The organism is Halodesulfovibrio sp. (genome assembly GCF_015482765.1).
In the GTDB taxonomy this organism is placed as follows: domain Bacteria; phylum Desulfobacterota; class Desulfovibrionia; order Desulfovibrionales; family Desulfovibrionaceae; genus Halodesulfovibrio.
This window is the reverse complement of the sequence record NZ_JADMLB010000010.1, coordinates 1-18,766: the sequence shown is the minus strand read 5'-3', so window position 1 is coordinate 18,766 and position 18,766 is coordinate 1. Positions and strand designations below refer to the sequence as shown.

Genomic DNA, 18,766 nt, shown 5'->3' with positions numbered 1-18,766 from the left:
TGCCGACTCTACTCTATAGAAAATCAAAAAGTAACGCCGTCCTGTAAAGGACGGCGCTGCTCAACATATGTAATAGATCTCGGCTACCACAGAGTCAAAATAGTACGTAAGTACTCTTTAGACAACATCTTCTGTCAAAAATTTATCGCGTCCGTCCAACTTGGCAAGATAAAGCAGACTGTCAGCACGCTCAACAAGTTGAGCTCCTTTTTCTCCGTCTGCCAATTCTGCAATTCCGCCACTTACCGTAATAGGGCGGACAATACAGGACAATGCTGCCGTCCGAAGCTGCTCACCAAAGGCTTCCATGCGAGCAAGCGCCTCTTTAGCTTCACAATCCGGCAACAATACTAAAAACTCTCCGCCTCCGGTACGTGCCATTACATCCCCTTCCCGCATATGCTGCCCTAGTAACGCAGAAAGATACCGGAGAACGTCGTCACCACAGCTTCGCCCTTTCGCTTCATTCAGTCGTGTAAAATGATCAATATCAAAGACACAAACGCTCAACACTCCCTGCCGCTCCACAACTTCAGCCAAGGTGCGTTCCAGCAGCACTGGTGCATAGCGGGCATTATACAACCCAGTAATGGTATCGACCACGTCTAGCTGATCAAGCATATACGAACGGGAATTTAAAATATCTGAAACACTCTTACTTTGTGTAACATCCTCAAGGGCAAGGACAACATACTTTAACTCACCGGCTTCCTGAATAGGGTTAGCAGTCATCTTTACCCACTGAGGTATTGTCTGCTCCTCTCCCCGCTTCCTCAGTAGTGTCTGGCAAATACAACGATTGGATTGAATTGCCTGCATCACAGGGTGCTCATACTGAGAAATACTTTTCTCGCCCATTCCCGTTGAAAATCCTTCAAGTACACTATGTGCTTTATGATTCCACATATTTTGTGCAACCGGATTTGTATAAAGCACTTCGCATTCAGGTGAAAAGATCATGACACCACTCGAGAGCTGTTCAGCGAAAAACAAAACCTCTTTAGACAAACTCATAATCAAACCCCGCTCATAGAAATTATGTCATTATGGTACCCTGTTACACACAATTTCAACAAAATAATATTAAAAATGAAGTTGTAGCTTTTTTTACTGGCCTTTAATGGCAATAATATGCAATACCAATAAGCATACTATTTCTTTTATACTAGGAGTTTGTCATGACAACATTGTTTCCCCTTTTAGGTGATCCGCTTCCTCAGCTGACGGTAAAGACAACACAAGGCACAATGACTCTTCCTGATGACATGAAAGGAAATTGGTTCATTTTGTTCAGCCATCCTGCTGACTTTACCCCTGTGTGCACCACAGAGTTTGTAGGTTTCCAAAAGCGCATTGATGAGTTTGAAGCGCTTCATTGCAAACTTGTCGGTATTTCCATGGATCAAATCTTTGCACACATTAAGTGGATTGAATGGATCAAAGAGCAAACCGGCGTTGAAATCACCTTCCCGGTAATTGCAGATTACGGCGACGTGGCTGAAAAACTTGGTATGGTTCACCCTGGCAAAGGAACCAACACAGTCCGCGCAGTCTTCTTTATCGATCCGGACGGTCTTGTCCGCACAATTTTCTATTACCCTCAAGAGATCGGACGTAACATTGATGAAGTCTTGCGCACACTTCGAGCACTACAGACTTCAGATCGAAACAAAGTCGCTATCCCTGCGAACTGGCCTAAAAACGAACTTATCGGCGATCGTGTAATTATTCCTCCAGCTCAGACAGTTGATGACGCAAAAATTCGGCTCGATACACACGAGGGATATGACTGGTGGTTCTGCCATAAAGAACTCAAAGAAGAAAAATAAACCACACAAGCCTCCTTCGGGGGGCTTCACTTTTTTATTTTTATTGATCTAATTCATTGAAACTCTTTTCCCACAGGTGCACACTGCAAGTAACATACGGGAGGTTAATTATGCGTTGGAAACAATTTCTCACACCGGTAAAATCTGTATCAACAGAAGATGCGCTTTCAATGCTCGGGTCTGATGATACAATTCAGCTTGTAGATGTCCGACAGCCAGCCGAATACGACGAAGGGCACATTGCCGGCGCTAAACATATTCCCCTCGGAGAACTTTTGGATAGGCTTGACGAGCTGGATAAAAAAAATCCTGTCATGGTGTATTGCGCTATCGGCGGACGCAGTCGTGTGGCAGCACAGTTACTTTCCGGTAAAGAATTTAACAGCGTGTATAATCTCACCGGCGGATTCAACATTTGGGAAGGTTGGGAAAGTATCGGCGATTACGATCAAGGCCTCGAACTTTTCAATGGTTTTGAGTCATTGGAAGAAGTCCTGCTTGTCGCCTACCGCATGGAACTGGCACTTGGGGAATTCTATGCAGATATGGCAACACGTGTTTCCAACCAAGAAGCCGCGTCTCTCTTTACCAAACTTGCTGCGATTGAAGACAAGCACAAGCAGCATGTCATAACTCAATACGAAGAACTGACCGGCAACAGCTTTCCTGACAACATCGAGGCAGACGGTGCTTTTGAAGGCGGCTTAACTACCGCAGAGTACATTTCCCGCCTTGGTGCAGATATGGAAAAACCGCTCGATATTCTCGCATTCGCAATGTCTGTAGAAGGTCAGGCAATGGATCTTTACATGCGGGCATCAGAAAAAGCTCCGGACGCTGCAACCCAAAAGGCATTGCTGCAAATTTCCTCAGAAGAAAAAGCCCATCTCAACAGTCTGGCTGCTGTTATGGACTCCCTATACGCTTCTTAAAGAAAAGGAGTTCCTCATGGCAAAACTTGCACTTGTAGGCGCCGGTCACGCTCACATGACCCTTATGGCTAACATCAAGAAGTTTATTGATCAGGGACACTCTGTTGACGTCATAGGTCCGGGCGAACGCCACTACTATTCCGGAATGGGGCCGGGTATGCTTGGGGGAACATACTCTCCTCAAGATATCAGCTTCCCCGTTCAACGCATGTGTGAAGAGCAGGGAGCAACATTCCACGTAGACAGCTGCGTGGCGATTGATCCGGAAAAACAGTATATCAAGCTCAAATCAGGGAAAGAAATTCCTTATGATGTGGCGTCGTTCAATACAGGAAGTTCAATAGTAAATGATCCAGTTGAACCGGATGCAAAAGATATCTTCACGGTAAAACCCATCGAAAAACTTTTAGAGGGTAGAAACCGTATTTTTGAACTGGCAAAACAAGAGACACTCCAAATCGGTGTCGTCGGAGGCGGTCCTGCGGGAGTTGAAGTTGCAGGAAACGCACTGGCAGCAGCTGAAGAAGCAGGAGCCAATGCCACCGTCCGGTTGTTCCACGGAAAAAGTTTTATGAAACAGGCACCGGAACGGGTGCGAACCCTTTCAAAAAATGTTCTCAAAAAGCACGGTGTAGAATTTATCGGCGGGGAATACGTTGATAAAATTTCAACGGGTCAGATTACCCTGAAAGACGGCAAAACCTATGACGAAGATATCATTTTTGTCGCCATGGGCGTCCGCCCGCGTCCTTTATTTGAACCATCCGGAATTCCGGCAGGTAACGATGGCGGGATGCTGGTAAACAAATACCTGCAAAGCCCTAAATATGACAATATCTTCGGCGGTGGCGACTGCATCTGGTACGAACCGCAACCATTGGATAAAGTGGGAGTTTACGCTGTTCGCCAAAACCTAGTACTCTATGAAAATGTTATGGCGCGCATGAGCAACGAACCGCTTCATGAATTCAACCCAGGCGGAGACTACTTACTCATATTCAATACCGGTAAAAACACAGGCGTGCTGCATAAGTTCGGCTTCAGCTTTAACGGACGCACAGCCTTTGCCATCAAGGACTACATCGACTCAAAATTCATCGACGTATTCAAACCGGAATACGACAAGTAAACAAAATGCTCCCCTTATCCATCCGGTAAGGGGAGCATACTTTTTTATGGCAGATGATATTGCTCAGGCATGCAACAGTGGCAGCCGTTGGCATCTGGAAAAATTTTCTTTGCCGACTCCAGAGCCTCTTCAGGAGTTTCGAACTCGCCAACAGTTTTCAACTGATCATCTTCTTGGCACCACACACACCCTTCTGCATGGACCTCATGATCTCCACTGGCCATTTTTTTAATACAGATACAATATTTGGTTTCCATGCATACCTCCTTAAGTCGTGATGTTGCCTCTCACACCAACACCACCTGAAAGATTCTATGCAGCACCGGCAAAACAGCACCTCAAAAAATATGGTCTGCGCCTGTAGCCACCATACCCCTTCTTGATGCTTTTACCGTTATAATATCACCAAAAGATCTCACACCCTCATATGGGTATCCCCATTGTATCACAGCAACCACTCTCACGTATCAATCGAATGGCTTTCCCCGCCCCTTGTTTTCAAACAAAATGGAACTATTTTTATGCGTCCATTCCTGCTGAAATGTACCATCTTTTGTTTCAATAATAATTTGTGCAGGTGAAGCTTCTGCCGCAAGCTTACGTGCAATGCTAATTCCCTCCTGTTTTGTGTCACACACGCAGTACTCTTTTCCTTCTTTTTTAACTTTCCATTTGCCGCCATATGAACGGACAAAAAACGTTGTTCGCTTCATCGCATCTCCTTACTACTCCTTTTCACTTTTACCATAGCACAGGAATATACAACTGCACCAGTTAGGAATCGGAACACAAAAAAAGCCCCTCATAATGAGGGGCTCTTGCAATCAGTAAGGCTGTAACGGATTACAGCTTATCAAGAAGCTCGTTGTTCTTAATAACAATCTCTGCTTTATCCGCAAGGGATTTCACAAAGCTCTGTTCCATCTGCTGCTTTTTGCGCTGAAGAAGTGCTTTATGCACTTCATCTTTTGCTTCAAGCCAAGCTTTTTCAGAAGGCTGATCTACTTCATTCAAGCGCACAAACACAGCGCCAGTCTGAGTTTTGTATGGTCCCAACCACTTTTTACCATCAGCTGCAAATACTGCTTTAGTCACTTCTTCAGCAGCGCCGATACCAGGGATAAAGCCCTGACGTGCAACAAACGGAGTGGTCTGAACTTCCGGCTGACCTTTAAGGTCGTCAGCAAGAACTTTTTCAGAAGAAGCTTTCGCTGCATCGTATGCAAGCTCGATGGATTTCTCTGCAATAAGCTGCTCTTTAATAGAAGCAGAAACCTGCTCAAGCGGCATGCTGGATTCCGGCTTAGAACGTTCTACGCGAGCTACAATGTAGCCGTCTTTTGCTTCAAGCGGGGTATCCACAGTTGTTCCGGAAGGAACAGAGAACAGCTCTTCAGCTGCTTCTTTGGTAATACCCACCGCAACTGGAGCCTGTTCACGAGAAAACTCAGGAGAGGTTTCAAGTGTAAGCTTCTGCTCTTTGGCAATATCTTCAAGAGACTTACCGGAAAGCATCTGCTCCATTACAGTATCAAGAGTTGCAGTCACTTTATCAGCTGCTCGTTCCTGAGCAAGTTTGGTCATAATCTGACCTTTCACTTCTTCAAAAGAAGGAACGCGAGCCTGCTCAAGTTTGTTCAGCTTGATGATGTGCAACCCAAAGCTTGTGCGTACAGGATCAGAAATTTCACCGTCTTTCATTGAGAAAACAACATCTTCAAACGGCTTTACCATCTGGCCGCGTGTAAACACGCCAAGCGCGCCACCGGTTGGTGCGGTAGGGCCTTCAGAGTATTTCTGTGCAAGTTTAGCAAAGTCTTTACCGCTTCGCGCTTGCTTCAGTACTTTTTCAATCTTCTTGGTTGCAGCAGCAACATCTTCAGCAGATGCATTCTCATCAAGTTTGATAAGAATATGACTTGCGTCAGCCTGCTCATTTTTACGGAAGGCTTCTTTATTATCTGCGAAGTATGCTTCCGCTTCTGCTTCATCAACAGCGACAGTACTTGCAAGTCCTTCAGGAGTAAGCGCAAGGTACTTGATAGATACCTGAGCCGGAACAGCGTAACGGCTAATATTTGTATCGTAGAATGCTTTAATCTCTTCGTCAGTAACAGCCGCTTTTTTGAAATAGTCCACTGCGGAGTACATAAGGTAATCCATGGAACGTTTTTCGCTGGCATATACAAACGCTTCACGAGCTTCTTCATCAGAAACACTTGCAGAGATCACTGCATTCTCGCGAACTTTTTTAGTTAAAAGATCTTCCTTGAACTGACGTTCAAAGCTACCGGCAGACATTCCCTGTGCAGCAAGCGTCTGCTTGTACACTTCAGGATCAAACTCACCCTGAGCATTCTGGAATACAGGAATAGATGCGATTTCTGTTTTTAATTCAACAGGAGTCACAGTCATACCAAGTCGTTCTGCTTCCTGAAGCAGGAGAGTACGGGCAATAAGCCCCTGCAATACCTGCTGGCCAATTCCCAATTGTTTAAACTGAGACTCGTCAATACCCGGAAAACGGTTCTTGATAGCACTGATCTGGAGTTCATAAGCTTGTCTGAACTCAGGCATCATGATTGCTGTATCATTTACAGTAGCCATCACGGCAGAGTTTGAAGGGCCGTTCATGGAGCCAACACCCCAGAACACAAAAACTACTACAATGAGGGCAAAGGCAAGTTTAACACCCCAGGATTGGGAATTTTGCCGAATGGAATCCAACATACGTTACATCCTTTTCTGTGAGGATATGGTAAAGCCCACGCCTAGGCTTCACGCCTTTTAGAGAATCGGATGTAATTGAGCAGACCCCCTGCTCTAATTATATCCAGTTCTTTTTGCGTCAAATCGTTTGTAACAGCTACACGCTTTCCGGAAGAAAGCACCAGTTCAACCGGCTCACCCGCTGCAAGGGCAAGTGCAGGAATCGTAATGGCCTCTTCCTGTACAAACTCTGCGTACGCTTCTTTATCCACCAGCATAAGCGGAAGGATGCCGAAGTTAACAAGGTTTGCACGGTGAATGCGCGCAAAAGATTTAGCTACAACAGCACGAACACCTAAATGGCGCGGTGCAAGTGCTGCATGTTCTCGAGAAGAACCCTGACCATAGTTTTCGCCGGCAACAATAACACCGTTTTCGGTGCCGCGTGCACGGCTGGCAAATGAAGCATCCATTCGTTCAAATACATGTTCACTGATCGCCGGTACATTAGAACGCAAAGCTGTAATCACAGCACCGGCAGGCATAATATGGTCAGTGGTAATATTATCATCCGCTACAATCAGAACATTGGCATCAATGTCTGCTTCAACAGCTGCGAATTGTTCAAGCGGCACAATATTCGGCCCGCGCACAACTTCAACATTCGAACCATCTTCAGGCGGGAAGATAAACAAGTCCCTAATAGACGGGATAGATTTAGGCAGTTCAGGAATCTCCGGAGCTTCGCCCCAAGTCGCAGGATCTGTGAACTCACCATGTAATGCAGCCATTGCCGCAGTCAATGGGCTCACAAGGAACACCTGCGCATCCTTTGTGCCGGAACGTCCTTCAAAGTTTCTATTAAAGGTACGTACAGACACACCTTCTGAAACAGGGGAACCGCCCATTCCGATACAAGGGCCGCATGAACACTCTAAAAGGCGCGCGCCGGAATCGATAATATTCTCGAGCAGGCCCTCGCGAGTCAGCATTTTCAACACCTGCTTGGAGCCGGGGCTGATCAGCGTATCAGTTTCAAATTTAACATGCTTCCCTGCAAACAACTTGGCAACAGAAGCAAGGTCTGCATAGGAAGAGTTCGTACAGGAGCCGATAGCTACCTGACTGACTTTGGTACCAGCAAGGCTGGCTACAGTAACAACCTGATCCGGCATGTGCGGTTTAGCAACAAGCGGCTCAAGATCGTTCAGTGTAATGCGAATTTCTTCGTCGTACTCAGCACCTTCATCCGCAATAAGTTTAGTCCAGTCTTCAGGACGTCCCATGCGGGTAAGGAATTCACGTGTATTTTCATCACTCGGGAAGATAGAAGTAGTAGCGCCGAGTTCAGCCCCCATATTCGTGATAACTGCACGTTCAGGGACAGAGAGGGAAGCAACACCGGGGCCGGCAAATTCAAAGACTTTACCAACGCCGCCTTTTACAGTGAGCTTGCCCAGTAAGTGCAAAATAACATCTTTTGCAGATGCCCAGCCAGTCAGTTCGCCTTCAAGATAGACACGAACAACTTTTGGCATGGTAATGGTGTATGGTTCACCAGCCATTGCCAACGCAACAGACAAGCCTCCAGCTCCCATTGCAAGGGAACCTAAGCCGCCGGCAGTTGGTGTATGGCTGTCAGAGCCAACCAGAGTTGCACCCGGTTTACCGAAATTTTCAAGATGAAGCTGGTGACAGATACCGGTACCGGCAGGAGAAAATACAATACCGTATTTTTCTGCAACAGTTTTAAGATAGCGGTGATCATCGGGGTTTCTAAAGCCCATCTGCAACGTGTTATGGTCAACATAACTTACAGAAAGGTCTGTCTTAACACGGTCTACACCTAATGCTTCAAACTGCAGACATGCCATTGTTCCAGTAGCATCCTGCGTCAGAGTCTGGTCAATTCGCAGCTCAATTTCGCTGCCCGCACTCATTGTTCCGGAGACCAGATGTCCGGCAATAATCTTTTGTGTTACGTTCTGTGGCATCCTTTGTCCCTCTTTCGCTACGGGTAGCCGTCTACCCATTGTTCAAACGATATTGTTGGTCACATACGATATGCCGCAGTACACCGGCATCCGGTGTACGTGCACACCTATCTGCGAAGAACAACGAATCCATCCCCTGTCAGTACGTTGAGTGTGCGCTCTCTTGTCTAAGGAATTTCCAATCCTTGACTACGGTACTCATTCAGTTTGTTTCGCAAGGTTCGAACAGAAATCCCGAGCAGGTCAGCTGCCTGCGTACGGTTGCCCGATGTCTGTTCCAAGCCTTTTAAAATAAGTATACGTTCCATTTCGTGAATTGGGATAACACTGCCGCTGAAGTTGCTGCAATCGTTGTTGAGGCATTCAGCATCAGTGCCGGTTGCGGAACACTCTTCAGCGCTGTCTTCTTCAAACAGCGGCCAGTTGTCCGGATCAAGCAGGAAGTGACATGGTTCAATCACACTTCCGGCAGCCAGCAACACGGCGCGTTCCATAAGGTTCTGCAATTCACGAACGTTACCGGGCCAATTATAGGTCGTCAGCCATGAAACAGCTTCAGAAGAAATTTGTGCAGGCGGCAGCGCATACTCTTTCGTATACATATCGATGAAGAAACGAGCGAGCTCTATAACGTCATCTCCGCGCTCTGCAAGTGCCGGTAATTTTAACGGAATAACATTCAGGCGGAAGTATAAGTCCTGACGGAACTGTCCTTCCTTTACCCATTCCTCAAGATGACGGTTTGTTGTAGCAAGTACACGGACATCAACCTTAATAGTTTCAGTCCCGCCTACACGATCAAGTTCACCTTCCTGAAGAACACGCAATAACTTGGCCTGCAATGCAAGATCCATTTCTGAAATCTCATCAAGCAGAATTGTACCGGAATGCGCCAGTTCAAATTTACCGAGCTTACGGGAAATAGCACCGGTAAACGAACCCTTTTCATGCCCGAAAAGTTCGCTTTCTAGCAAGTGTTCCGGTAATGCCGCGCAGTTCACTGCAATAAAAGGATTATTCGCACGGTCAGAATGCGCATGCAGATACCGTGAGAACATTTCTTTACCAGTACCGGATTCACCGGAGATCAAAACCGTCGCTTTAGACGGTGCAACCTGCCGTGCAAGCGCAAGAACGCGCTGCATAGCACGGTTGGAACCGATAATTGTCGGTCCTTTTTCCGTTACTGGAACAGCGGCTTTATTTCCGCCAAGGGTAGAGGTGGGCGGAACGGCTTTAGGCTTCTTTCCAGATTCTGGAATAGCCGCGCAAATTTTTTCAAAAAGCAGCGGTTCAAGCCAATAGTCGTGGGCACCCATTTGAAGAAATTTTTCAGCTTCGCTAGCGTTTCCTTTATCAGAAAACACAACAATAGAGGGAAAATCCGCGTCTGCTTCAGCAGCAGTAAGCAGTTCTTCCACAGAGTAACCGGACAGAGAAGGACGGGAAAAAATTACATCAGGACGGGACTTCGCAATAAATGCGAGTGCGCCTTTATAATTCTCCGCAAGCCCTACTTCAAAACCTGCGTCTTTAAGCTGGGGGAAAATACGAGTAATCGAAGTAGCCGGTGCAAGAAAAAGTATACGTCTTGATGACATGCAATCCTCTATGGTGACATCAAAAAAACAGAAGTTAAAGAGCGATCAACTCTGCCATAAATTCATCTGATTGGCAAAGTCTTGTTATACTGGCAGACTCGAAGCGCCTCTTTTAAATACTATGCACTTCACGTATACCCTCATCCGTGTGCTGCACTCCCTGCCACACTGCACTTTGCATTCATGGAGCAATTTTTATCATTATGACAAATTCCAACACACCCAAACAACAAGGCGCCCACGGGGGTGAAGTGTTCCGCATCGCCCGGGAAACAGGAACATTATTGAATGACATTGCGGATTTTTCCAGCAATGCCAACTCCCTGTGCCGTGACATAACAGAAAATATTCTTTTTTCCAACAAGCAGGGTGCGTACAGCGACTACAATCATTACCCCGACACATGGGCTTCAGACCTCACTGCCGCTATTGCCGCGCATGAGCAGATGCAACCTGAAAATATCCTTGTTGGACACGGCTCAACAGAAACAATTTTTCTGACATTCCAACAGATAAAGCCTAAAAAAGTCCTGCTCGTAGGCCCCATGTTTTCAGAATATGCAAAAGCCTGCGAAATATTCGCGGAGTCATACGATGTTCTCACATGTCCGGTAACATCCGGGTTTATTCCTACAACAGAGGACATGAAAAATTCCGATATGTACGACCTTGTGGTGTTGTGCTCTCCTAATAATCCGGCCACAGTCACCTATCCGAATATGAAAGAACTCCTCCAAGCCATCTCAAGCCCTTATATATTGATAGACTCAACCTATAGGGAATTTATGTTTGGCGAACCGGAGTACGAGCAGACAACAACACAGCTGTACAAGTCATGGTGCAAACCCGCTACCCGTATCGTCACCATGCATAGCTTCACTAAATTTTTTTACTGCACCGGTGTGCGTCTAGGCTACGCAGCAAGTGACGCCGAAACCATCACCCTGCTGAAACAGGGAAAAATGCCGTGGTCTGTTACAGCCTCCGCACAAAAAGCCGGACTTGAGTTTCTTACCAATATCCACCGATACCGTGAAAGACTCCCGAAAATGCGCATCTACCGAAAAATATTCACGGATGAACTCCACGCTACAAATGTCTTTGCACCAAACGCAATTTTCTCCGGAGTAAACTTCGTATTTTGTCAGTTAAAAAAAAAGGAACTCGGAGCAAAGCTCTACGACTTTCTGCTTCAACGCCAGATTCTTGTACGACTCTGTGACAATATACCGGGCACTGAAAAAGGATTTATACGAATGCAGGTAAAATCACCTGACGAATGGAAAGGGCTGATCTCAGCTCTGCACGAGTGGCAAAAAGCCCTCACGTAAAAGCTGTAAAAATCAGTACATAGAACGACAAAAACCCAGTGAGGGGAACACTGGGTTTTTGTCAAAAATGAAGCGACTGAATCATTTCCGTGAAGCGAGGGACCACACGGACTTGACACCGAAAAGAGCGGTATATACCGTTCTTTTGTTTTCATAGTAGCACAACCTGTGCCAAAAACGGTGTTCAGGGCAATCCGGCGAATACCAACACTTTTCCGTTGACGCTCACTCTTGAGTGGGTTACGAAATTTCGTTGATTACGATTTTTCGTAACGAAATAATGGAGCGAGGGGAAATAATGGCACCATCTGACAACAAGTTACATAGCAAAAGCGATACGCAAAAGACTTCAAAAAGAACAGAGCGTGTCTTTTGCACTACCTTTTCAGGTCGAGATGTGACCATCAGCGATTATCCACTTCCTGAAGATTCAAAGCAGGAACCTTTCCCTCTGCCCTCTGAGCCTATAGAGCATCAGGAACCGGTACAAAAGCATCCTAAAAGCTATAAGCGCCTGCAGACCAAGCTTAACTCTCTGGACATCACACCATTTCTAGACCTCATGCTTTCTGTTGCCCATGAACGTGACCCTTCTAAAATCATCGAGCGGGCAAGCACTGGCTACAAGGGAACCCATGTAACAATGGGGGCTTTTTGGTTACGTCCAACACAAAAAATGGCAGATATTGTAACACCGCACCCTTCTGCCGAATCAATGTTAAAACTCGTAGCCTTCTCTGGTGTTAATGACCGTTCTCCTTCTGATTGGACACACGCTCTGGGGACATATGATCTCGTGCCCGTTACAGAACCAATTTTCGATTCATGCCGTAAAGGAATTCCATCCATAGGCTCTTCACCTGAAGACTGGAGCCGCCCCAGCTGGGCAATTGACGAAGGATATTATGCGTATTCCTCTTTTCCAGTCATGTACAACGACGAATTCCTTGGCATCTTATCAACGTTTTATGACCGCCCTATGGTTGGTCCTTTTGCGCAGCTCCATTCCATGCATCAAAAAATGCATAAAATTTTTGCAGACACCGTAGCTCGAGCACTGGTCAACGCGGTTGCCTTTGAAGAAATTCAAAAGCTACGTGGTGAATTGGAGTTGGAAAACGAATTACTGCGTCGTGCGGTTCAAGAGAAACGTCTTGATGACAACCTGATTGGAGATTCTGACACACTTGTCCATGTGATGGAGCAAATTGAAGTTGTTTCTCCAACAGATGCCAGCGTACTTCTTCTCGGTGAATCCGGTACCGGTAAAGAGCTCCTCGCGGGAGCAATTCACAACCGTTCGCCACGAAACCAAAATGCATTTGTGCGCGTTAACTGTTCTGCCATTCCGCATGAACTTTTTGAAAGTGAATTCTTCGGTCATGTAAAAGGATCATTCACCGGAGCAATCCGCGACAGGGTCGGTCGTTTCCAAATGGCAGACGGCGGCACTCTCTTCCTTGATGAAGTTGGAGAAATCCCACTAGAACTTCAGGGAAAACTGCTACGGGTATTACAGGAAGGCACCTTTGAACCTGTAGGTGATGAACGCTCCAGAAAAGTGAACGTACGAATTATCGCAGCAACCAACAAAGACCTTACTAAAGAAGTCGCCGCCGGACGATTCCGACAGGATTTATACTTTAGACTTTCAGTCTTTCCAATCAACGTTCCACCCCTTCGAGAGCGCCGTAACGATATTCCACTGCTTGCAAGGCACTTTATAAGCCTTGCAGCGGAACGCATGAAGATCACTCCTCCTCGGCTCAAGCCGCATCACGTTGAAAAGCTGCAAGCATACGACTGGCCGGGAAACGTGAGGGAACTGCAAAACGTCGTCGAACGTGCAGTCATTATGTCCCATAGCGGCAGCATGGAATTTTACATTCAAGATAACAGCCATGCTACGCCACCGCAGGAGATGAATGTACATGCCTACTCCTCTGCACAGTCACCAGCTCAGCCTCCCGCAGCACCGCCACGCCCTCAGGATATTATTACCGAGGCCGAATGGAGTGCAATGCAACGGGAAAATATTGTTCAGGCACTTGAAGCAACAAACTGGCGGGTTCAAGGAAATGGAGGCGCAGCCGAGTTGTTAGGAATCAAACCAACTACACTCCGATCGCGCATGCAGAAGCTGAAAATTGAAAAACAATAAAAAAAGCGACACATCGTTACCGGTGTGTCGCTCTACTTTTGTTCTCTAAAAAATGTATGCTTGGCTCACTATGACGCAAAGTACCTTTTCAATGCATCATCCACTGTCCCGTCATACCCGATGCCGGAAAAAATACCGCCTTCACTCAGGTACAAACGAGTTTTAGCGCCCACGTCACCACAAAGCACAGTGTTTACGCCTTCTTTAATAAGCCACTGAGCCACCTTTCGCCCTGCCGCCTCTGGATCATCCCTGTAAGGATTTTCCTGAACAACACGTGCATCACCGCCTTTTTCAACGATAACAAACATGTCGGCACGACCAAACACCGGCTCTACTACATACATATCGTTTCTTTTTCTCGCTGCCACAGCAATCTTCATATACCCCTCACAAAACTCTAGGTAGTTCTTCAACTGCCCCGTTGTTTACACAAAGGCTGCGTTGCGCAATTCTTCTGCGGCATCCTTTGGTGACAATGCACCGCAAATGGCAGACACAACGGCAACTCCATCTGCTCCTGCAGCTATAACCTCTGCTGCATTTGCAGTAGTAATTCCTTCAAAACCGACAATCGGAAGACTGGTCAGGCTTCTTGCTTTTTGCACTCCGGGAATCTGCCATGGTTTAACATCACGAGGTACAGAAGGAGTAGAAAACACAGGCGAAATCCCAATGTAATCAATATCCAGCGCATTGGCTTCTTCGATCTGCTCCGGAGTTTCAACAGTAATTCCGACAATAGCTTCTCCGCCAATCAACGCACGCACATCCTGTACACGCATATCAGTCTGTCCAACATGCACACCGTCAGCTCGAACAGCTAACGCAATGTCCACACGGTCATTGATAATAAGAGGAATATCCAACGGAGAAAGTAACGCACGCAATTGACGGGCGCATTCAACAAATTTACGGGTTTCCATTGTCTTTTCACGCAGCTGAACCATTGTCACGCCGCCACGAACAGCAGCGGCAACAGTTTCTTCAAGCGGCATCATTGTACAACGGCTACTATCTGTTACCAGATAAAGTGAGAAATCTGCACGTTGCCTCATTACACAACCCTCACTTCGACAAGTCTGTTTATGTCGTTTTCAGTAACATTATGAAGTGCATCAATAAACTGCACGGCAAATGAGCCGGGACCATTGGATGCAAGTTCCGCAACTCCACCTGCAGCAGCCATACAGCCCATTGCAGAAACTGCCGCAGCAAATCTATCTTCACAAATCGCAAGATGTGCACCGCAGATAGCGGTCGCGATACATCCCATACCTGTTACCAGCGGCATGTATTCACTACCGCCTGTAATATGGTAGACGGTATCGCCATCTGTTACAACATCAATACACCCGGAAACAGCAACAATACATCTGTATTTTTTTGCGAGAGTTTTAGCGCTCTTCTCTGCTTCACTTGTATCATTACAGGAATCAACACCGCGAGTTGCGGCACCGGTACCTGCAAGTGCCATAATCTCAGAGGCATTGCCACGAACAAGTGAAATTCCGCCCTCTTCCAATAAGGAAAGAGAGGTGCTTGTGCGTAATTTGGAAGCACCGGCACCAACAGGATCAAGAACCACAGGCTTGTAGTTTGCAGCAGCAATAGAAGCACCTAAGCGCATACTCTCAATCCATGCAGGGCTTAACGTCCCGATATTTAAAACAAGAGCACCGGATAAAATTACCAGCTCTTCCAGTTCCTCTTTTGCATGAGCCATTATTGGTGAGGCGCCCGCACTTAAAAGAGCATTAGCGGTAGAATTCATGACAACATAGTTCGTAATGCTATGGACGACCGGTCCGCTGCCACGCACTTTATCTATATTATCCCAAACTGTATTACGTGAAATCATAGTGCACCTTCCTCAATGACGTTATGTGTCTCACACGTGTAGAATAAGTCATACTCTACGCGTAAGATACTATATTGCAAATAAAAAACGGAACAGACAGTGTACACTATCAGAATGACATAGTACACTCCCTGTTCCGTCAAGGAACTGTAAAAGTAGACATTATCTACTGCAAACTTGTAACAAAAGCCTCATCAACACCGACGATTGCGATATTGTGCTCATTAGCAAGAGCAATAGCCTCTTCTCTATCAAAAAAGAGTGTCTTACCAGCGTAGTAAGCAAGGCAGGAATATCCGCCATCTACCAAATTTTGAATAGTATTCAACCCAAGAGCCGGAAGGTCAATGCGTTCGTCCTGATTTGGTTTCAGTAATTTAATCGCAATACAGCCCTTACCACCAAGCTCAGCACCGCGTTTAATTGTTGCATCCGTTCCTTCCAGACACTCAACTGCAATAACCATATGCTCACGCACAACAATGCACTGTCCGATATCCATACTACCGACTTTTTCTCCGATAGGAATACCGTATGCCAACGTCTCGCGCTGCTTGTCGGTGAGTTTCTTCTTCGTCAGAACCCCGGCAGGCCCACGGAGGTTGGGAACCAGCTCTGCTGCCTGCACTATTTGCAGCCCTTCAGACTCAAGCTCGTCAAGCACACCGCGCAGAAGAACATCATCCCCTTTGGAGCGAACTTTAAACAGTACTTTAGCCGCGCGTAAATCAGGTCGCACATCAAGCGCTTTCGGCTTGTTGATTGCACCGGCAAAACATACGCGCTGCACGCCGTTCTTCTTAAAATATTGAATCAATTTTGAAAGAGCACCAAGATGAAGCATTTCGAATTCATCCGCATACTTTTCAATTGCAGGATCTGTATGTCCCACAAATCCACACATAACAACACCAAGCCCATCGTTACGGGCGCCTTGGGCTACAAGCTCAGGAAATTGTCCTGCACCAGCAATAATCCCAATTCGTTCCTGTAATGCTGCCATATTGTTTTGCTCCATATACTAAAAAAGAAGGAAGGCACTACACCTCCCTTCTTTATCTTTTAGTTCAACAGTGCAAGCTAATCGCTATGCGCCTGAAGAATACCACGCTCGCTTTTACGTACAAAATCAACAAATTCGAGAACTTCAGCAAAGTTGCCGAATTCATATTCAAGCTGCTCCAACGCCTCTTTACGAGGTGTGGATGAATGCCAGATAAGTTTATACGCATTTTTAAGCGCACGGATAACGTCGCGGGAAGCTTTCAAACGGCGCAGTCCTACAAGGTTAGGACCAAACACACCCGCACGGTTACCTGTTGCAAGCATGTATGGAGGCAAATCCTGTCCAATTCCGGACATGCCGCCAACAAAAGCGTGCTGTCCAATACGGACAAACTGATGCACAGCAGACAGGCCTGCAAGAATAGCATTGTCAGCAACTTCAACATGTCCCGCAAGAGTTGCGTTGTTAGACATAATGATGTTGTCACCAAGCATGCAGTCATGAGCAACGTGTGTATACGCCATAAAAAGGTTGTTACTGCCGACTACGGTTTCAAAACCGCCCTCTTCAGTACCACGATGCAGGGTCGCAAATTCACGGATGCTGTTGTTATCGCCGATTTTCAACCAGCTTACTTCACCATGAAATTTGAGGTCCTGAGGCACACCACCAACAGCTGCATATGAGTGAACATGGTTGTTCTTCCCCATATGAGTATGCTGCTTAACAGATGCAAATGCGTCGATTCTGGTACCGTCGCCGATGATAACATCATCTTCAACAACAGCACACGGACCTACGACAACTCCTTCACCCAGCTCCGCTTTAGGCGAAACAAAGGCGGAAGGATGAACTTCAGTAGCCACGCTACATATCCTCCTTATCCATGATAGCAGCTGTCATTTCTGCTTCTGCAGCAAGCACACCATTAACATATGCTTTGCCTTCCATTTTCCACAACTTCAACTTGTGGCGAAGCAGAAGACACTTCAGCTCGAGCTTGTCACCAGGATATACCGGTCTACGAAAACGAACTTTTTCCATACCGGTAAAGAGGAACAGCTTGTTTTCAAGTGGCATATCAGTACTTTTCATTACAAGCAGTCCACCAGCTTGAGCGAGTGCTTCCATAATAAGAACACCCGGCATTACCGGAACGCCTGGGAAGTGCCCTTGGAAAAACGGCTCGTTCATGGTCACGTTTTTGTACGCATCAATAGATTTAAACGGAACGTAGTTTTCTACGCGGTCAACAAGCAAAAACGGATATCTGTGCGGAAGCATTTCAAGAATCTGACGAATATCCAATATGTTCTGTTCGGTGGCGGTCATTATTTGTGTACCTCTATTTTTTCAACGCTTCGATTTCTTTTTCAAGCTGTTTTACTCGTTTAAACAGGTCAGGAATTTTCGGAGAAAGAGTGGTATGACGCATGAATATCCCCTTTTCCATCGCCGGCATACCAGCCATTGTTACTCCGGCTGGTATATCTTTCCCGACTCCGGTTTTCGGACCGACAGTAGCACCGTCGCCAATATTCAGGTGACCGGCAATACCAGCCTGCCCTGCCATGACAACTCCGTTACCTACTTTGGTTGAACCGGAAATACCTACCTGTGACACAATAAGGCAGTTGCTGCCCATTTCAACATTATGCCCGAGCATAACAAGATTATCAATTTTGGTTGCGTCGCCCACGGAAGTAGATCCGAGAACAGCGCGGTCGATGGTGGAATTCGCACCAATTTCAACATCGCTACCGATAGTTACAGTGCCGATCTGAGGGATTTTCTGTACTCCGTATTCAGTAGGAGCAAAGCCGAATCCATCAGCACCCAGCACAACGCCTGCATGTAAAATGCAGTCATCACCAAGGGTAGTTTCTGCCATGAGAACAACATTCGGGTAAAGAATGCAGTCCGAACCAACAACAGAATCTTCCCCGATATAGCAACCCGGGAAGATCACAGTGCCGGAACCGATAGTAGCACGCGGGCCGATAAAGGCATGCGGGTACACGGTCACATCATCAGCAACTGTTGCTGTAGGATCAATGAACGCGAGTTCAGAAATACCCTTCATTTCACCTTGCGGTTTGGCAAAAACGGCAACACAACGAGCAAAGTCAAAATACGGGTTTTCACTAATAAGCGCGCGCTGAACATTCTCTGCCTGATCGGCAGTACAAACAACTGCACCAGCTTTAGTTTCT

At 46.5% G+C, this 18,766-nt stretch carries 18 protein-coding genes; 5 read left to right on the top strand and 13 right to left on the bottom strand.

The features are described 5' to 3' along the window. Nucleotides 1-117: 117 nt before the first annotated feature. The gene (locus QZY95_RS01335; protein WP_290918319.1) at nt 118-1,014 is read right to left on the bottom strand and encodes a sensor domain-containing diguanylate cyclase; all 897 of its coding nucleotides are present in this window, start codon (nt 1,012-1,014) and stop codon (nt 118-120) included. A gap of 164 nt (nt 1,015-1,178) precedes the next feature. Between QZY95_RS01335 and QZY95_RS01330 the strand changes: the two genes are divergently transcribed. From QZY95_RS01330 to QZY95_RS01320, 3 genes are all read left to right on the top strand, one after another. Next, entirely contained in the window at nt 1,179-1,829 is a 651-nt protein-coding gene (locus QZY95_RS01330; protein WP_290918317.1) for a peroxiredoxin, read from the top strand. Between the two features lie 110 nt (nt 1,830-1,939). Beyond that, nucleotides 1,940-2,761 carry a rhodanese-like domain-containing protein gene (locus tag QZY95_RS01325; protein WP_290918314.1) on the top strand — a complete coding sequence of 274 codons (822 nt, stop codon included), beginning with the start codon at nt 1,940-1,942 and terminating at the stop codon, nt 2,759-2,761. A gap of 16 nt (nt 2,762-2,777) precedes the next feature. Continuing rightward, nucleotides 2,778-3,890 (top strand): FAD-dependent oxidoreductase, encoded by a 1,113-nt coding sequence (locus tag QZY95_RS01320; RefSeq protein WP_290918311.1) that lies wholly within the window; start codon nt 2,778-2,780, stop codon nt 3,888-3,890. 44 nt (nt 3,891-3,934) lie between these two features. On the opposite strand, the gene QZY95_RS01315 is transcribed toward QZY95_RS01320, so the two are convergent. The 5 genes from QZY95_RS01315 to QZY95_RS01295 form a co-directional block, all read right to left on the bottom strand. Next, nucleotides 3,935-4,147 (bottom strand): hypothetical protein, encoded by a 213-nt coding sequence (locus QZY95_RS01315; RefSeq protein WP_290918309.1) that lies wholly within the window; start codon nt 4,145-4,147, stop codon nt 3,935-3,937. A gap of 210 nt (nt 4,148-4,357) precedes the next feature. Then, nucleotides 4,358-4,603 carry a DUF2188 domain-containing protein gene (locus tag QZY95_RS01310; protein WP_290918307.1) on the bottom strand — a complete coding sequence of 82 codons (246 nt, stop codon included), beginning with the start codon at nt 4,601-4,603 and terminating at the stop codon, nt 4,358-4,360. A gap of 130 nt (nt 4,604-4,733) precedes the next feature. Further along, nucleotides 4,734-6,620, bottom strand: coding sequence for a peptidylprolyl isomerase (locus QZY95_RS01305; RefSeq protein WP_290918305.1), 1,887 nt, complete (start codon nt 6,618-6,620; stop codon nt 4,734-4,736). A gap of 41 nt (nt 6,621-6,661) precedes the next feature. Continuing rightward, nucleotides 6,662-8,593 carry an aconitate hydratase gene (locus QZY95_RS01300; RefSeq protein WP_290918303.1) on the bottom strand — a complete coding sequence of 644 codons (1,932 nt, stop codon included), beginning with the start codon at nt 8,591-8,593 and terminating at the stop codon, nt 6,662-6,664. A gap of 167 nt (nt 8,594-8,760) precedes the next feature. Continuing rightward, nucleotides 8,761-10,194 (bottom strand): sigma-54 dependent transcriptional regulator, encoded by a 1,434-nt coding sequence (locus QZY95_RS01295; protein WP_290918300.1) that lies wholly within the window; start codon nt 10,192-10,194, stop codon nt 8,761-8,763. A gap of 203 nt (nt 10,195-10,397) precedes the next feature. Between QZY95_RS01295 and QZY95_RS01290 the strand changes: the two genes are divergently transcribed. Both QZY95_RS01290 and QZY95_RS01285 read left to right on the top strand, forming a co-directional pair. Next, entirely contained in the window at nt 10,398-11,525 is a 1,128-nt protein-coding gene (locus QZY95_RS01290) for an aminotransferase class I/II-fold pyridoxal phosphate-dependent enzyme (RefSeq protein ID WP_290918297.1), read from the top strand. A 298-nt stretch (nt 11,526-11,823) separates the two neighbouring features. Next, nucleotides 11,824-13,686, top strand: coding sequence for a sigma 54-interacting transcriptional regulator (locus QZY95_RS01285; protein ID WP_290918294.1), 1,863 nt, complete (start codon nt 11,824-11,826; stop codon nt 13,684-13,686). Between the two features lie 68 nt (nt 13,687-13,754). On the opposite strand, the gene QZY95_RS01280 is transcribed toward QZY95_RS01285, so the two are convergent. From QZY95_RS01280 to lpxD, 7 genes are all read right to left on the bottom strand, one after another. Further along, entirely contained in the window at nt 13,755-14,069 is a 315-nt protein-coding gene (locus QZY95_RS01280) for a NifB/NifX family molybdenum-iron cluster-binding protein (RefSeq protein WP_290918291.1), read from the bottom strand. A 45-nt stretch (nt 14,070-14,114) separates the two neighbouring features. After that, entirely contained in the window at nt 14,115-14,744 is a 630-nt protein-coding gene (thiE, locus tag QZY95_RS01275; RefSeq protein ID WP_290918288.1) for a thiamine phosphate synthase, read from the bottom strand. Continuing rightward, nucleotides 14,744-15,547, bottom strand: coding sequence for a hydroxyethylthiazole kinase (gene thiM, locus QZY95_RS01270; RefSeq protein ID WP_290918285.1), 804 nt, complete (start codon nt 15,545-15,547; stop codon nt 14,744-14,746). Before thiM ends, thiE begins: the two co-directional genes overlap by 1 nt. A gap of 166 nt (nt 15,548-15,713) precedes the next feature. Next, the gene (gene lpxI / locus QZY95_RS01265; RefSeq protein WP_290918282.1) at nt 15,714-16,550 is read right to left on the bottom strand and encodes a UDP-2,3-diacylglucosamine diphosphatase LpxI; all 837 of its coding nucleotides are present in this window, start codon (nt 16,548-16,550) and stop codon (nt 15,714-15,716) included. Nucleotides 16,551-16,627: 77 nt separating this feature from the next. After that, the gene (lpxA, locus tag QZY95_RS01260) at nt 16,628-17,419 is read right to left on the bottom strand and encodes an acyl-ACP--UDP-N-acetylglucosamine O-acyltransferase (RefSeq protein WP_290918280.1); all 792 of its coding nucleotides are present in this window, start codon (nt 17,417-17,419) and stop codon (nt 16,628-16,630) included. 1 nt (nt 17,420) lies between these two features. After that, the gene (gene fabZ, locus QZY95_RS01255) at nt 17,421-17,885 is read right to left on the bottom strand and encodes a 3-hydroxyacyl-ACP dehydratase FabZ (protein ID WP_290918276.1); all 465 of its coding nucleotides are present in this window, start codon (nt 17,883-17,885) and stop codon (nt 17,421-17,423) included. A gap of 13 nt (nt 17,886-17,898) precedes the next feature. Then, nucleotides 17,899-18,766 (bottom strand): UDP-3-O-(3-hydroxymyristoyl)glucosamine N-acyltransferase (gene lpxD / locus QZY95_RS01250; protein ID WP_290918273.1); only part of this gene is annotated, 868 nt, incomplete at its 5' end.

What these genes read in the sequence shown, in the direction of transcription:
- QZY95_RS01335 (WP_290918319.1), bottom strand. Translation starts at nt 1,014, where the DNA reads ATGAGTTTGTCTAAAGAGGTTTTGTTTTTCGCTGAACAGCTCTCGAGT.
- QZY95_RS01285 (WP_290918294.1), top strand. Translation starts at nt 11,824, where the DNA reads ATGGCACCATCTGACAACAAGTTACATAGCAAAAGCGATACGCAAAAG.
- lpxI (WP_290918282.1), bottom strand. Translation starts at nt 16,550, where the DNA reads ATGGCAGCATTACAGGAACGAATTGGGATTATTGCTGGTGCAGGACAA.
- fabZ (WP_290918276.1), bottom strand. Translation starts at nt 17,885, where the DNA reads ATGACCGCCACCGAACAGAACATATTGGATATTCGTCAGATTCTTGAA.
- thiM (WP_290918285.1), bottom strand. Translation starts at nt 15,547, where the DNA reads ATGATTTCACGTAATACAGTTTGGGATAATATAGATAAAGTGCGTGGC.
- QZY95_RS01300 (WP_290918303.1), bottom strand. Translation starts at nt 8,593, where the DNA reads ATGCCACAGAACGTAACACAAAAGATTATTGCCGGACATCTGGTCTCC.
- QZY95_RS01320 (WP_290918311.1), top strand. Translation starts at nt 2,778, where the DNA reads ATGGCAAAACTTGCACTTGTAGGCGCCGGTCACGCTCACATGACCCTT.
- thiE (WP_290918288.1), bottom strand. Translation starts at nt 14,744, where the DNA reads ATGAGGCAACGTGCAGATTTCTCACTTTATCTGGTAACAGATAGTAGC.
- QZY95_RS01315 (WP_290918309.1), bottom strand. Translation starts at nt 4,147, where the DNA reads ATGGAAACCAAATATTGTATCTGTATTAAAAAAATGGCCAGTGGAGAT.
- QZY95_RS01280 (WP_290918291.1), bottom strand. Translation starts at nt 14,069, where the DNA reads ATGAAGATTGCTGTGGCAGCGAGAAAAAGAAACGATATGTATGTAGTA.
- QZY95_RS01330 (WP_290918317.1), top strand. Translation starts at nt 1,179, where the DNA reads ATGACAACATTGTTTCCCCTTTTAGGTGATCCGCTTCCTCAGCTGACG.
- QZY95_RS01305 (WP_290918305.1), bottom strand. Translation starts at nt 6,620, where the DNA reads ATGTTGGATTCCATTCGGCAAAATTCCCAATCCTGGGGTGTTAAACTT.
- QZY95_RS01295 (WP_290918300.1), bottom strand. Translation starts at nt 10,194, where the DNA reads ATGTCATCAAGACGTATACTTTTTCTTGCACCGGCTACTTCGATTACT.
- QZY95_RS01310 (WP_290918307.1), bottom strand. Translation starts at nt 4,603, where the DNA reads ATGAAGCGAACAACGTTTTTTGTCCGTTCATATGGCGGCAAATGGAAA.
- QZY95_RS01325 (WP_290918314.1), top strand. Translation starts at nt 1,940, where the DNA reads ATGCGTTGGAAACAATTTCTCACACCGGTAAAATCTGTATCAACAGAA.
- QZY95_RS01290 (WP_290918297.1), top strand. Translation starts at nt 10,398, where the DNA reads ATGACAAATTCCAACACACCCAAACAACAAGGCGCCCACGGGGGTGAA.